The 12,140-nt window shown below is 67.3% G+C and carries 10 protein-coding genes and 2 tRNA genes; 8 read left to right on the forward strand and 4 right to left on the reverse strand.

The window, feature by feature from the left end; translation table 11 throughout:
- The first annotated feature begins 75 nt into the window (after positions 1-75).
- The 4 genes from LK539_RS10365 (at position 76) to LK539_RS10380 (ending at position 4,783) form a co-directional block, all read left to right on the forward strand.
- Positions 76-165: transfer RNA gene (locus LK539_RS10365), tRNA-Ser, on the forward strand.
- A 285-nt stretch (positions 166-450) separates the two neighbouring features.
- A tRNA-Ser gene (locus LK539_RS10370) sits at positions 451-540 on the forward strand.
- A 241-nt stretch (positions 541-781) separates the two neighbouring features.
- Positions 782-3,883, forward strand: coding sequence for an amidohydrolase family protein (locus LK539_RS10375; protein WP_227800835.1), 3,102 nt, complete (start codon positions 782-784; stop codon positions 3,881-3,883).
- Positions 3,884-4,123: 240 nt separating this feature from the next.
- Positions 4,124-4,783 carry a hypothetical protein gene (locus LK539_RS10380; protein ID WP_227800836.1) on the forward strand — a complete coding sequence of 220 codons (660 nt, stop codon included), beginning with the start codon at positions 4,124-4,126 and terminating at the stop codon, positions 4,781-4,783.
- A 9-nt stretch (positions 4,784-4,792) separates the two neighbouring features.
- On the opposite strand, the gene LK539_RS10385 is transcribed toward LK539_RS10380, so the two are convergent.
- Positions 4,793-5,218 (reverse strand): hypothetical protein, encoded by a 426-nt coding sequence (locus LK539_RS10385; RefSeq protein WP_227800837.1) that lies wholly within the window; start codon positions 5,216-5,218, stop codon positions 4,793-4,795.
- Positions 5,219-5,402: 184 nt separating this feature from the next.
- Positions 5,403-6,326 (reverse strand): alpha/beta hydrolase, encoded by a 924-nt coding sequence (locus LK539_RS10390; protein WP_227800838.1) that lies wholly within the window; start codon positions 6,324-6,326, stop codon positions 5,403-5,405.
- Positions 6,327-6,363: 37 nt separating this feature from the next.
- On the opposite strand from LK539_RS10390, the gene LK539_RS10395 reads away from it, so the two are divergent.
- From LK539_RS10395 to LK539_RS10405, 3 genes are all read left to right on the forward strand, one after another.
- Positions 6,364-7,002, forward strand: coding sequence for a DUF1080 domain-containing protein (locus LK539_RS10395; protein ID WP_227800839.1), 639 nt, complete (start codon positions 6,364-6,366; stop codon positions 7,000-7,002).
- Positions 6,999-8,132, forward strand: coding sequence for an FMN-dependent L-lactate dehydrogenase LldD (gene lldD, locus LK539_RS10400; protein WP_227800840.1), 1,134 nt, complete (start codon positions 6,999-7,001; stop codon positions 8,130-8,132). The genes LK539_RS10395 and lldD overlap by 4 nt, the downstream gene beginning before the upstream one ends.
- A 463-nt stretch (positions 8,133-8,595) precedes the next feature.
- Positions 8,596-9,066: a hypothetical protein gene (locus tag LK539_RS10405; RefSeq protein WP_227800841.1), complete on the forward strand. Its 471-nt coding sequence runs from the start codon at positions 8,596-8,598 to the stop codon at positions 9,064-9,066.
- A gap of 82 nt (positions 9,067-9,148) precedes the next feature.
- Here the strand turns inward: LK539_RS10405 and LK539_RS10410 are convergent, their stop codons facing one another.
- Positions 9,149-9,916, reverse strand: a complete 768-nt coding sequence (locus LK539_RS10410) for a slipin family protein (RefSeq protein ID WP_227800842.1) — start codon at positions 9,914-9,916, stop codon at positions 9,149-9,151.
- Positions 9,913-11,262 (reverse strand): nodulation protein NfeD, encoded by a 1,350-nt coding sequence (locus LK539_RS10415; RefSeq protein ID WP_227800843.1) that lies wholly within the window; start codon positions 11,260-11,262, stop codon positions 9,913-9,915. Before LK539_RS10415 ends, LK539_RS10410 begins: the two co-directional genes overlap by 4 nt.
- Before the next feature lie 117 nt (positions 11,263-11,379).
- Here LK539_RS10415 and LK539_RS10420 point away from each other — a divergent pair, with 117 nt between their 5' ends.
- Entirely contained in the window at positions 11,380-12,081 is a 702-nt protein-coding gene (locus LK539_RS10420; RefSeq protein WP_227800844.1) for a YjjG family noncanonical pyrimidine nucleotidase, read from the forward strand.
- Positions 12,082-12,140: the final 59 nt, after the last annotated feature.

A 12,140-nucleotide genomic window follows, 5' to 3' on the forward strand; every position in this document is an offset into this window, starting at 1 on the left:
AATTACTCTTCCGTTTTCGCAAGAGCATCGCTATAATGCGTGCTCTCGCAGACAAGCGACCGCAGCACCGATTTAGGAGAGGTGGCAGAGTGGTCGAATGTACCTGACTCGAAATCAGGCGTACGGGTGACCGTACCGTGGGTTCGAATCCCACCCTCTCCGCCAAGAAAATGAAAAGGGCCCCATCGGGGCCCTTTTTATTTTTGTGGCGGAGAGGAGTAAGGCCCCTGCGGGCCTTGCGCGTGGGATTCGAAGCCGTGCGCATACTTGCGCACGGGCGGCCCGCGGAACGTGGGCGAATCCATGCTTGCTCAGCCAGCTGGGCCAACCGGAGTCGAAATTGCGTTGCTCTTATGTGAAATATTATTTCGCGCCAATTCTCTCTTCCCGAAATGCCACACAGCCGCTATAATGCGGCCTCGCTTACGGCGACCACGCAGCACCGATTCAGGAGAGGTGGCAGAGTGGTCGAATGTACCTGACTCGAAATCAGGCGTACGGGTGACCGTACCGTGGGTTCGAATCCCACCCTCTCCGCCAGCAGTACTGAAAAGGCCCTCGCACTGAGGGCCTTTTCTTTTTCTGAGTGCATTCAACGACCTCCCGTTCGGCATTGCGTTCCCGCCATACGGTTGAGCACGGTCAGACCCGCTCCGTTTAGCCCCGAATTCCTTTCCAACCGAACTCATCTGTCAGCCATTCGTCAGTTGTCCAGCCGAGGATCGATCTGTCATCCACGCACCATCTTGGTGCAATTTGGCAATCCATCCAGGAGGAAAACATGGCTACCCGCAGCTCCCTGCGCAGTTCCCGCCTTCCTTGCCGCAGCGCGCTCGCGCTCGCGGTCGGCGCCGCCTTGCTGTCCGCATGCCACTGGCCGGGTGGCGGACGCGTCGATGAACTCAACAACCTGCGCGGCCCGACGCAGGACCTGACGATCGAGCTGCGCGAAGGGACCAACATGGCGGCCGCGCCGTCGCCCGACGGCCGCCAGATCGTGTTCTCGGCGCAGGGCGCCCTGTGGATCATCCCGGCCAGCGGCGGCGAGGCCAGGCGCATTACCGACTGGCGCGTCGAGCCGACCGCGCCGGTGTGGTCGCCCGACGGCAGGCGCATCGCCTTCCAGAACTACACACCGGAAGGGAACTTCCACATCTGGACCATCTCGCCGGACGGCCGCAACATCCGCGAGCACACCACCGGCCCTTACGATGACCGCGAGCCGGCCTGGCTGCCCGACGGCAGCGGCCTGGTGTTCTCGTCCGACCGCAGCGGCGACGGCCAGTACAAGATCTGGCGCGTGGGCGTGAACGGCGGGGCGCCGGTGCAAATCACGACCGGACCGGGCGCCGAGAGCAACCCAGTGGTCTCGCCCGACGGCACGCGCCTGGCTTATGTCGACGGCGCCAACGTCGTCACCGCGCCGATCGGCGGCGGCGCGCCGACCGTGGTTGCCCCCGGCACCGCCCCGGCATGGACTCCGAGCGGCAGCGCGCTGGTCTACCAGGACGCGGCGCGCCAGCTGGTGGTGGGCGGCGCGGTGGTCACGAACAACGAGGACATCTTCCCGTTCCCGGTGCGCTTCCTCCCTGATGGTCGCTTCCTGTACACGGCCGATGGCCGTATCCGCATCCGCGACGCGGCCGGCGCCAACCCGAGCGACGTCAACTTCCGCGCCCAACTCAGGCTGCGCCGGCCGGTGCTGGGCGTGCAGGGCAAGGACCGCGGCTTCGACAACTTCAACCTGCGCCATGCGAAGGGCATCAGTGCCCCCGTTCTGTCGCCGGACGGCCGCAGCATCGCTTTCGTCGCCCTGAACGACGTCTGGACCATGCGCATCGGCGCAGACCCGGTGCGACTGACCAATGACCCGGATCGCGACCTGAACCCGCAGTGGACCGCCGACGGCCGCGCGGTCTACTTCTCGTCCGAGCGCAACAACGCCGGCCAGCTGGCGGTCGACCAGGTCGAGGTCGCAACCGGCGCCCGCACGCGGCTGGCGGCCATCCCGGGCCGCTCGATGGCCACGCCCAAGATCTCGCCGGACGGCGGCCGCATCGCCTACACCACGCTCTCGGGCCAGCTCGAGATCTGGAACCGCGCCACCGGCACGCCGGAGGTGATCCTGGCATCAAGCAGCACCCAGGTCAGCACGCCGCAGTGGACCCCGGACGGGCAGCGCATCCTCCTGGTCGACAACGAGCGCATCAACAATCGCTTCCGCGAGGGCTACAACAAGCTGCGCGTGATCGACCTGGCCAGCCGCACCGGCACCTTCTACCAGGTCGCGCCGGCGCCGCGCCAGATCGCCGAGCGCGACGAGGGCGCCGCCGTGCTCGCGCCGGACGGCACCCGGGTCGCCTTCATCATGGACTCGCGCCTGTACGTGATCCCGGTCGACGCCAGCGGCGCCCCGACCGGGCCGGCGCGCCGCGTCACCGAGGACATCGCCGACCTGCCGTCCTGGGGCGGCGACTCGCGCACCATCCTGTACAAGTCGGCCGAACGGGTACGCACCGTGCGCGTGGACGGCAGCGGCACGCGCGAGATCCCGGTCAAGCTGGAGTGGCGCCAGGCCGTGCCCGCGGGCCGCACCCTGATCCATGCCGGCCGCCTGTGGGACGGCGTCGGGACCAGCCTGCGCCACGACGTCGACATCGTGGTCGAGGGCAACCGCATCGTGTCGGTTGCCCCGCATACCGACCACCCGGCGAACCTCACGGTGGTCGATGCCGGCGGCCTGACCGTGATGCCGGGCCTGATCGAGACCCACCTGCACCCGCTGACCTTGTACCAGGGCGGCCAGTTCGGCCAGATCGCCCAGCTGATGCTGTCCTACGGGATCACCACGGCGCAGTCGGTGGCCGGGCCGCTGCACCAGAGCGTCGAGCTGCGCGAGGCGCTGGAAGCCGGCAACCTGCTCGGGCCGCGCCTGTTCGTCTCGCCGCCGCTGTGGGAGGGCAACCGCCTGTTCTACAGCTTCGCGCGCACCCTGCGCACGCCCGGCATCGCCGAACTGGAAATCTACAAGGCCAAGCGTTTCGACGCCGACTTCCTGAAGAGCTACGTGCGCGCGCCGATCCCGATCATGGAGCGCATCGCGCAAGGGGCGCTCGACCTGCGCGTGCCGAGCGGCACCCACATGGTGCAGCCGGGGGCAGCCACGGGACTGGCCGGCACCACCCACCTGTCGGCCACCCAGCGCATGGGCTATGGCTGGTCGAAATCCTTCGCGCGCGCCATCACCTACCAGGATGCGGCCGACATCTACGGCAAGGGCGACTTCCGCCTGATCGACACGCTGTTTTCGAGCAGCGCGCTGGCCGGCCTCGACCCGGGCATCGCGCTCGATCCGCGCTTCATCCTGGTGCCGCCCAACTTCGTGCCCGGCCTGCAGAACGCGCAGCCGCCCACCGCGGCGCAACTGGCGACCATCATCAACGACGCCACCCAGCAAGCCAAGGTGCGCGCGGCCGGCGCGCTGGTGGCCAACGGCACCGATTCGCCGCTGGTGGTGCCGGGCATTTCGCTGCACCTGAACATGCGCGGGGCCGCGCTGGTGGAGGGTAACCTGCAGGCGCTGTATTCGGTGACGCGCGACGCCGCCCGCATCGCCCTGGTGGGCGAGGACCTGGGCACGGTGGAGGGGGGCAAGCTGGCCGACCTGATCGCCGTGGGCGGCGACCCGCTGCAGGACCTGCGCGCCGCCGCCGACGTGCGCTTCGTGGTCAAGAACGGCCGGGTGATTCCGCTGGCCGAGATCCTGGCCCCGGCGCGCACGCCGCAGCAGCTGCAGGCGCGCGAGCAGGCGCTGGCGGCGCACAAGAAGCTGTGCCGCGAGCAGCCGCAGCAGTGCGAAGCGGAAGGAGGGCACGCGCACTGAACTGACCTGATCGACGCATGACATGGGGCCGGTTGTGCCGCAACTGGCCCCATTACAATTTGTTTCCAAATTGCATAAACCGAGCGGGGATGTTTGCTATTCTGTACAAGCTGCTTTCGCAACCAATAGTCACCATCCGACACCATGCGCCTGCTGATCCTGCTCTGTCTTCTGCTGTCGCCACTGGCCCAGTCTGCAACCCGGGCCATCTACGAACAGGATGGGGATCCCGGCCGGCTCGTGTTCGAGATCGCCGACAACGGCGACTTCCGCGCCGGCGCGCCGGACGGCCGCCAGTACCGGCTCGTGCTGGCCGGTGAAAGTTACCAGGTGGCGGAACTTGGTGGCAGGCCGGTCGTCGCGCGGCTGGCGGACATCGAAGCGGCCTTGCGGGCGAATGCCAACGATGCCGGCAGCGGCATCATGCGTGCCCTCAGCGCCATACCCGCATTCACCCCACAGCGCATCGTGCACAAGGGCCCGATCGAGATCAATGGCTGGAGCGGCGAGGTCTACAACATCCGCGGCGCGGAATGGGAATTCGACCGCTACGGCTCCGTGCGGGATCCGGAGGGCGCGCCATATTATGTCGTCAGCCGCGACCCGACCCTGCGCCAGGTCGGCCCGGCCCTGCTGGCCTTCACCGCCGGCGAACTCGCCTTCGGGCGCCATCTGCTGGCCGAGAACGCGAGCCGGCTGCTGCTCGATACGCTGCAGCAGCTGGCCGCGCGCGGCACGCTGATCGAAAGCAGCGAGAACGGACTGCAGTTGATGCAGGCCGAGCAGGCCGCCATCGATCCGGCGCGCCTGGCCCTGCCGGCGCCGCCGCTGTCGCGGGAGGCCGTGGCGGCGCTGGTGCGTGAACGGCGCAGCCCGTTCCGGGCCATCGTCGCGCCCTAGGCACGCGATTTAGCGTTGCGCCACCCGTGAGGTGAGCGCCACCCGCTGCGCGATGCGCGGATCAGGAACATAGGTCATCAGCATGTCGTCGCCGTCGCGGCCGCGGTTGAAGTCCATCGTCACGTTGCCGTCGCCGGACGCGAAACCATAGGTCGACACCCGGACCAGGCGCATCGGTCCCTGCTTGTCGATGGTGGCGTCGATGTGGCGCGCGCCTGTGCGCACGCGCAGGTACCAGCCGTTCGACATCTCATAATTGCCGGTGATTTTTTCCGCCTGGCGCTGCTTGATGCGCTCGGGGGTGGCGCGCGCGCTCACCTGCACCGTGGAGCCTGGCGCGGTATCGGGCGGCGGGTAGGGCATGCTGTTCTGAGCGGCTGCGCCGGCGGCGAGCGCGAGCAGCGATGCGGGAAGCAGGAAGGACAGGGGACGCATGATCGTTCCTCCATAGAGCGGCTGATCGAGTGATCCAGTCTAGGGCGGCGACGCTGTCCCGCAAGGGTTCACGCGCCGCCCATCACTAAACTGTCTCAGTCCGCAGGAACCCAGATCGGCAGGAAATGATTCAAAACGCCGTGGCCACTGCCAGGCCTTGAATCGCGTTTGCGCCCGTTCCAGCCTACCTGGCGGGGTCGAGCAGGCCGCGCGCCTTCAGCCACTCTTCCGCGCGGCGCGGCCACTGCGAGGCCGTACCAAGCCCGTCCCGCATCCCCATCCCATGCGCGCCGTGCTCGAACAGGTACATCTCCGCCGGTACCTTGTTACGCGTGAGCGCCTGGTAGAACAGGATACTGTTCTCGACCGGCACCGAGGCGTCTTCCTGGGTATGGACCAGCAGGGTAGGCGGGGTCTGCGGCGTCACCTGGCGTTCCATCGACATCAACTGCACCTCTGCCGCCTTCGGCGCCGCGCCCAGCAGCGCCTTGCGCGAACCGGCATGCACAGCCGGGCCGTCCATTGCGATCACCGGATACATCAGCATCAGGAAGTCGGGCCGGGCGCTGACAGCATCCAGCTGCGCACCCGTGCGCCCCAGTGGATGGTCGAACAGGGTGCCCGCACTGGCCGCCAGGTGGCCGCCGGCCGAACTGCCCATCACGCCGATGCGATCGGGACGGACATTGAAGCGCGCCGCCTGCGAGCGCACCAGCCGGACGGCGCGCAGCACATCCTGCAGCGGCGCGGGGTGGCTGAATTCCTGCTGGCGGTAGGTGAGCACGAAGCTGGTTACGCCCAGGGTCCCGAGCCAGTGCGCGTATTGCTCGCCCTCGCGCCGGGTCGACTGGCGCACGTAGCCGCCACCCGGGCAGATGATGACCGCCGTGCCGTTGGCGCGGTCCACTGCAGCCGGATAGACCGTCAGGGTCGGCTCGGTGATATTGGTGGTGCGGCCATCTTCGTCGACGCGGTTGGGACCAAGTTCGGGCTTGGCACCGGGCACTCCTTCGGGCCACAATGGCAGCATCTGCGGGCCTGCGGTGGCTGCGGCTGTGGAAATCGGGCCGGCAGCGGCCAATGCGAGTGCGGCAGCCAGCTGGGTCATCGTGCGTCTCCTGTGTTCATTCATCGACTGTCCTCATATGGTAAAGCGTTCTAGTCCCGGCCTTATTCTCGCATCCGCAGCGCTGCTGGTGGGCTGCGCCACGCCTGGCGTGCAACCGTTCGACCGCGCGAACGCGCTGGACGCTGTCACGACGCCGGCGGCCGACGCCGCGGCGCTCTGGTCGCGGGATGCTGCCGGGGTAATCCACCTTGCCGGCAAGCCTTCCGGCTTCATCGCGACCCGCGCCAGCTACGCCAACTACCGCATGCATCTCGAATGGCGCTGGCCGGGCAAGCCAGGCAACGCGGGCGTGCTGCTGCATGTGGCGTCCGGCCCCAGAGATGGCGTGTGGCCGCTCAGCATACAGGTGCAGACCAAGCACGGTTTCGCCGGCGACGTGCTGCCGATGGCAGGGGCCAGCTTCGCCGAAACGCTCACCAGCGCACCCGGCGCCTACCCGGCGATCAAGGGACGGCTCGGTGCCAACAGCGAGCGGCCGGCGGGCGAATGGAACAGCGCCGATATCCTCAGCCGCGATGGCGTGATCGAGGTCACGGTGAATGGCGTGCCACAGAACCGGGTGACTGCGGCCGATCCACGCGCGGGACGCATCGGCTTCCAGCTCGAAGGCGCCCCCTATGAACTGCGCAATATCAGGATCACGCCGCTGCCATGATCATCTCCTCCGCCACCGACTTTCGCGAAGCGGCGCGCCGGCGCCTGCCGCCTTTTCTCTTTCACTACCTGGACGGCGGCGCCGGCGCCGAGCAGACCCTGCGCGCCAACGTCGACGACCTGCAGAAGGTCAGGCTGCGCCAGCGTGTCCTGCGCGGTTCCGAGCAACTGGACCTGGGCGTGCAGTGGTTCGGCCAGGACTATGCGCTGCCGATCGCACTGGCGCCGATCGGCCTGGCCGGCATGTATGCGCGGCGCGGCGAGGTGCAGGCGGTGCGCGCGGCCTGCCGCAGCAGGATCCCCTTCATCCAGTCCACGGTCTCGGTGTGCCCCCTGTCCGAAGTGGCGGCGCAGGCGGATCGTCCGATCTGGTTCCAGCTTTATGTGCTGAAGGACCGCGGCTTCATGCGCGACGTGATGCGGCGCGCCTGGGAGCTGGGCGCGACCACGCTGGTGTTTACGGTCGACATGCCGGTGCCGGGGGCGCGCTACCGCGACGCCCATAGCGGCATGAGCGGCCCGAACGGACCGCTGCGGCGCGTGCTGCAGGCAATGATGCATCCGCGCTGGGCCTGGGACGTGGGCGTGCTCGGACGCCCGCACGACCTCGGGAACATCTCGGCCTACCGCGGCAGCGCGACCGGGCTGGCCGACTACATCGGCTGGCTGGGCGCGAACTTCGATCCGGGCATCGCCTGGGCCGATTTGCAGTGGATCCGCGACGAGTGGAAGGGCAAATTGATCCTCAAGGGCATCCTCGACCCGGAGGACGCACGCGACGCACTGGCCTTCGGCGCCGACGGCATCGTGGTGTCGAACCACGGCGGACGCCAGCTCGATGGTGCGCCGTCCACCGCGCAGGCGCTGCCCGCCATCGCGGCCGAGGTGAAGGGCAGGATGGCGATCTTCGCCGACGGCGGCGTGCGCACCGGTACCGACGTCTTCCGCATGCTGGCGCTGGGCGCCGACGGCGTCCTGATCGGCCGCGCTTTCATCTACGCGCTGGCCACGCAGGGCCAGCTCGGGGTCGAGCGTCTGCTGGCGATCATGGAGAAGGACCTGCGCACCAACATGGTCCTTACCGGCGTGCAGAAGGTAGGCGACATCGGCCCGCATCTGTTGGCGCCCTAGAGCGCCTGACAAAACCCAAAAGTTGCGCTGGAGGCAACAGCTGCGTACACTGAGCCGTTCAAAAGTTTGCTATCGGCCAGAAGCGGAAGTTACGGAGCCAGGAGCCATGATGACCAATGAATCACCCAAACGCTGCGGGATATGCAGGCGTGTTCTCGATATCCCTGCAGATCCGCTTTCAGTCGACTGTGGCGGTGACTGCTGGGGGTGTGTCGGAGAATTTGAGGCAGAGGCAGACGGTTGGCCTGAGTCACTTGCACAGGTGCGCAAGGAATATGAAGCAGGTCTGCGTCCTGATTGGATCGATCCGGCTAAACGTTGATGTTGCAGTCATCCTAAGGTCCGCTTCGGGTCGGAAGCGGACGCAGCTTAACGTCTGCAACCGGCCAGAAGCGGACGTTCCATGTGTGCAGCAATGCTGATTTTTAATCGACATTAAAATTCCAATACCCGATCGAAATTCATGCACATCCAAATTGATTATCGTCTCACTGGGAGTGGCTGGGCGGAATGCATGTTGTCGTCAGATGGACAGACCTGCCTGCTAACAGCGTCATATTTGTCTGACGCGCTAAGAAATCTTGTTTTGGCGGCCAACGGTGTGTTGGCAGGTTTTTCAGCGTTGACGTTCAGCTTTGACGAAGAGCCAGGCGAATTTCGATGGGTAATTACCACGGTAAGGCCAAACGAGATTCAGGTTGAAGTCTTGCAGTTTCCTGAACTCTGGGGCGGGCGGCCCAATGCAGAGGGCAGTTTGCTGTACCTGTCGTCTTGCCGTCCGGCCGTGTTCGCCAAAGCTGTTGCAGATGCCGCTCAGCGCGTCCTGGACACGTACGGTGAAAGCGGATATCTCGAAAAATGGCACGAGCATCCGTTCCCGATGACTCAATACACTGACCTGATGAGTGCAATCGCGCAGTCGGGTGGGGATTAGCGCATATGTCCGCTTCGGGTCGATACCAAAAGTACTCGACTACATCCTGATCGGGCGTCCGTCACTGCAAAGTCAGGCGCCCTTAGGCGCCGTCCTTGCGCCCGCGGGCGTCAAGGCCCGCCAGCACGTCGATCGGCAGCGGAAACACGATGGTGGACGACTTGTCGCCGGCAATCGCCCCCAGCGTCTGGAGGTAGCGCAGCTGCATCGCGCCCGGCTGGCGCGACAGCACCAGCGCGGCCTGCTGCAGCTTTTCGGAAGCCTGCAGCTCGCCTTCCGCATGGATCACCTTGGCCCGCCGTTCGCGCTCGGCCTCGGCCTGGCGCGCGATGGCGCGCACCATCGATTCGTCCAGGTCGACGTGCTTGATCTCGACATTGGCCACCTTGATGCCCCAAGCGTCGGTCTGGGCGTCCAGCACCTGCTGGATGTCGATGTTGAGGCGCTCGCGTTCGGCCAGCATCTCGTCCAGCTCGTGCTTGCCCAGCACCGCGCGCAGCGTGGTCTGGGCCAGCTGGCTGGTCGCTTCCATGAAGTTGGCGACCTGGATGATGGCGCGCTCCGGATCGACCACGCGGAAGTACAGCACCGCGTTGACCTTGACCGAGACGTTGTCGCGCGAGATCACGTCCTGGGTCGGCACGTCGAGCACGATGGTGCGCAGGTCGACCCGCACCATCTGCTGCAGCACCGGGATGATGATCACCAGGCCGGGTCCCTTGACGCCCCAGAAGCGCCCCAGCTGGAACACCACGGCGCGTTCGTACTCGCGCAGGATGCGGATCGCCGACACCAGCAGCGCCAGCACCAGGAACAGGATGGCGCCCAGGCCGATGCCGAATCCCGTCATGATGGCGCCACCTTGCCGCCGTCCGCCGGCACGACTTCCAGCGTCAGGCCGTCCCTGCCGATGATGCGCACCTGTTGTTGCGCCGCCAGGGGCGTGCTGCTGACGGCCCGCCACAGCTCGCCCTCCACGCGGACCCAGGCATCGTTCGCGCGGCGCGGTCCGGTCTGCTCGACCGTGCACAGCATGCCGATCAGGCCCGCCGCGCCGCTCGTCACCGGACGGCGCCGGGTCTTCACAGCCAGGCGCACCGTGCCGAACAGGAGCAGGGCGCTGGCGGTGGCCAGGGTGCCGACCAGGCCGGGCGGGATGCCGTAGCCGGGCAGCTCGGTATCGATCAGCATCAGCGCGCCGGCGACAAAGGCCGCGATGCCGCCCAGTCCAAGGATGCCGAAGCTGGGCAGGAAGGCTTCGGCGCCCATGAAGGCCAGGCCCAGCACGATCAGGGCCAGGCCCGCGTAGTTCACCGGCAGCAGCTGCAGGGCGTACAGGCCCAGCAACAGGCAGATCGCCCCGATCACGCCCGGCGCCACCGCGCCCGGATTCATGAACTCGAACACCAGCCCATACAGGCCGACCGTCATCAGGAGCAGGGCGACGCTGGGATTGGCGATCGCCCCCAGCGCATTGGTGCGCCAGTCGGGCGTGAAGGACACCGTCGCCGCGCCGCTGGTGTGCAGGACCCGTGGCTGGCCCAGCACCTTGAGGCTACGGCCCTCGAGGCTGGCGAGCAGGGTCGGGAGGTCGGGGGCGAGCACGTCGATTACCTGCAGCTTGAGGGCGTCGTCGGCGCTGAGGCTGACCGATTCGCGCACGGCGCGCTCGGCCCAGTCGGCATTGCGACCGCGCAGCTGGGCCAGGCTGCGCAGGTAGGCGGCGGCGTCGTTGGTCGCCTTGGCCGCTGAGGGCGAGGGCTGTTTCGGGGCGTCCTTGCCGGCGTCGCCCGGCGGTGCCAGCCCGACCTCGACCGGCGTCGCGGCGCCGACGTTGGTGCCCGGCGCCATGGCCGCGACGTGGCTCGCGTACAGGATGTAGGTGCCGGCGCTCGCGGCGCGCGCCCCGCTGGGCGCAACCCAGGTGGCGACCGGCACGGGCGAAGCCAGGATGGCCTTGATCACGGTGCGCATCGAGGTGTCGAGGCCGCCGGGGGTATCCATGCGCAGGATCAGCAGGCCGTGCCCCAGCGCGGCCGAGCGTTCGATGCTGCGCACCACATGGTCGGCACTGGCGGGACCGATGGCGCCGTCGATGTCGAGCAGGCCGACCGCCGGCGGGGCGGCGGCGGCGGGCAGCAGTGCGACGATCAAGAGAATGATCGCGGCCCCGGCCGATGCGAGGGTGTGGCGCAAGATGGTCTCCTCCCGTTCATGTGCTTGGACAGCACATCCGGGCCGGGTGTTCCGGAAGCGGCCATGGCGCCCCATGCTAAGATGCAAGGTCACGCAATGCCGCATCGGATCAACGCAGTGAAACACAGCTTATTCCTGTTCGACCTGGACGACACCCTGCTCGATTTCCGGGCCTCCGAACAGCTCTCCTTCGACCGCACCATGGAGGCACTGGGCCTGGCGGGCGAAGTCGAGGGCCTGTTCCAGCAATACCAGGCGATCAACCTGGCCCTGTGGCGCGCCTTCGAGGCGGGCAGCGTGTCGAAGGAGGTGCTGAAAGTGGAGCGCTTCCGCCGCACTTTCGCCGACAACGGCCTGGACCTGGACCCGGAGGCGGCCAGCCGGCTGTACCTCGAATCGCTGTCCGAGACCGTGGTGCTGGTCGACGGCGCCCAGCGCCTGTGCGCGGAACTGAGCGCCATCGGCGAGATCGGCATCATCACCAACGGCGTGCACCACATCCAGCACCGGCGCATCGCCAGCTCCGGGCTGGGCGAGCACATTGCCTTCGTCGCGACCTCGGAAGCCTGCGGCCACGCCAAGCCGGACAGCCGCTTCTTCGAATACACCACCGGCATGGCGCGCCGCTTCGCCAGGCACGAGACCATCATCGTCGGCGACCGCCTGGATGCCGACATCCTCGGCGCCAACCGCTTCGGCATCGACAGCTGCTGGTTCAATCCGGGGCGCCTGGCCAACGACACGCAGGCGCTGCCCAGCGTCGAGGTGGCCAGCCTGCACGAGGTCGTACCCGCCCTGCGCGCGCTGGCGGCCGACTAGGGGGCGTGCCTGCGTAGCAGGGCGGTGCTATGCTCGGGCAAACAACCCGGGAGACGACC

It is taken from the genome of Massilia sp. IC2-476, assembly GCF_020707295.1.
Classification (GTDB): Bacteria; Pseudomonadota; Gammaproteobacteria; order Burkholderiales; family Burkholderiaceae_D; genus Telluria.

Excerpts from the sequence above, each read along its gene's own strand:
- LK539_RS10375 (WP_227800835.1), top strand. The coding sequence starts at position 782 with ATGGCTACCCGCAGCTCCCTGCGCAGTTCCCGCCTTCCTTGCCGCAGC.
- LK539_RS10385 (WP_227800837.1), bottom strand. The coding sequence starts at position 5,218 with ATGCGTCCCCTGTCCTTCCTGCTTCCCGCATCGCTGCTCGCGCTCGCC.
- LK539_RS10390 (WP_227800838.1), bottom strand. The coding sequence starts at position 6,326 with ATGACCCAGCTGGCTGCCGCACTCGCATTGGCCGCTGCCGGCCCGATT.
- LK539_RS10395 (WP_227800839.1), top strand. The coding sequence starts at position 6,364 with ATGGTAAAGCGTTCTAGTCCCGGCCTTATTCTCGCATCCGCAGCGCTG.
- lldD (WP_227800840.1), top strand. The coding sequence starts at position 6,999 with ATGATCATCTCCTCCGCCACCGACTTTCGCGAAGCGGCGCGCCGGCGC.
- LK539_RS10405 (WP_227800841.1), top strand. The coding sequence starts at position 8,596 with ATGCACATCCAAATTGATTATCGTCTCACTGGGAGTGGCTGGGCGGAA.
- LK539_RS10410 (WP_227800842.1), bottom strand. The coding sequence starts at position 9,916 with ATGACGGGATTCGGCATCGGCCTGGGCGCCATCCTGTTCCTGGTGCTG.